Raw genomic sequence first — 1918 nt, forward strand, 5'->3', positions numbered from 1 at the left:
TTGGTCATTATTACTTTAATATCCTCCGAATTAATTATAATCCCATTTAATATGATTTGGTCATTGGACAGGCATAACTCGATTGGTTTCTTGAAGAATGTTCTGTACAATGCGAGTAACAGTACAACTAAGCAGTAACATAGAAGAATCACCGTTAACGAAGTGTAGGAAACACCCATGTGATCCCATGATCTCACTAAAAGAATAGATTGACTGCATATTATAGCGATCATACCTATAATGGTTCCAATTCTTGAAGGACTCTTAACTTGATACTTTACTTCCCTCAAAATATCCCCTCCCTTAATCAAATCGCTATTCTAAGCATACCATATATTGGAATTAACTGCCGGTTACTTCAAAAGAAAAAGGGAACAGCTGCCGGCCGCGGCGATCTGCTCCCTGGTTATTCAACTATCGTATCCGTTAGCTTAATCATGTGTTGTTGCTTTCAATGTTCTTTCAGGTAGCCAAGTAAGCATTTCATCAATTACTTTTGCTGATTCTTGTGAATTGTCCCATTGGTCTCTTTCATAGCTGTTTCTCCTCAGTATGTAGGGCGTATAAACTTTCTGCCTTCTCCAATTGGTTATGTATTTGGATTCCATTATTAAGCAAATGAATTTATTGGTATCGCCCGCTCTACCAATCACTCTAATTCTTTCATATCCGTCACCCCAAATAAACGGTGAACAGTATACTTTAGTTCTAGGTTTAAACTGTCTGGTGCCCTTAAACTCAATCTCATTATTACCATCAAAATATAATCCTTCACCCAAAATATTTCCTACTAAGCACCAGATTAAATCTGTATTAGAATGTAAACTGCCAACCTTATTATCCTCGTTCTCCATTATTTCCACCTCAACCGTTATGACTCACACAGCCAATTTAGTTGATTTTACCATATACTAAGAAGGCAAGGAATCAAAGCGTGCAACCAAGCTAAACTGCCCGATAGCTTAATGAATCAAATAAAAAGAGCTGCTTCAATGCAGCTCCTACGCTATAGTTCTCCGTCCCTCGGTTTTAAGGGTTTATCTCACGTATGCTCACTCATTCACAGGATTTCATTACCTTTAAAATCAGTATTTTTCAGAAAGTAAGTTGAATAGAACCGTTGGTTTACATTTTGGGCATGCGGGAATAGAGGAACGTATGGAACATTTCCCCAAGTCCTATTCTACTGCACGCATACTCCACAATTTCCTTAGAGGTTCACCCTCCCACGGCTCAACGGGTCTATGCCCTTACATTCCTTCGTTATACCTGACCAAGGTGTGGAGACCGATAGCGTTTAGCGGATGGGTCTGTGCCCTTATGAAGAACGAACTCGGTCCTCCGTGCTTTCTTTGTGAAAATCCTGCGAATGAGTCAATCTACGTTATCGACAATAAGTCTTAGGCAGCCGGAGCGTAGTTGGGGGTAGCTTTTTCAGGTAAAAAAGCTTCTCCTCTTTGAACAATGCCAACCAGAATACGAGCCAATTTTCCAAGTAGCTTAAAAAGGGACTGTTGTTTCTTCATTTGCTTGATCTGAACATTATTCTCATGCATCTGTCGAAAGACTGGATTCGTTCCTACGAGTGTGATCGTCGCCAGATACAAATATTTGCGTAACGTAGCATCTCCCCGTTTCGAAAGCTTGATTTGTCCCTTGTGTTTTCCTGACATTCTTTCAGCCAAATTTAGACCTGCTTTACGCAATAGCTGACGTCCATGTGCATACTGTCTAAGGTCGCCAGCACATGATAGAATGGCTGCAATGAAGATTGTGCCCAGACCTTTGATCGATCTAAGCTGATTGGCCATAGGTATTTCACTATGCAATGCTAGAAGGTCCTTTTCAATCTTTTCTAGTATTTCAACGATACGTTCAAACTCTTCTAATAACCGCCCTAAATCTTGCTTTGCTTCAC

2 protein-coding genes are annotated in these 1918 nt (G+C 40.1%); both read right to left on the reverse strand.

The genetic code is table 11. The annotated features are described in order from the left end of the window. Positions 1-431 precede the first annotated feature (431 nt). Positions 432-854, reverse strand: a complete 423-nt coding sequence (locus GC098_RS38295) for a hypothetical protein (protein WP_171649569.1) — start codon at positions 852-854, stop codon at positions 432-434. Between the two features lie 546 nt (positions 855-1400). After that, positions 1401-1918: transposase (locus GC098_RS38300; RefSeq protein ID WP_171649570.1), on the reverse strand; the 518-nt coding region annotated here is incomplete at its 5' end.

Source organism: Paenibacillus phytorum (assembly GCF_013141715.1).
In the GTDB taxonomy this organism is placed as follows: Bacteria; Bacillota; Bacilli; order Paenibacillales; family NBRC-103111; genus Paenibacillus_E; species Paenibacillus_E phytorum.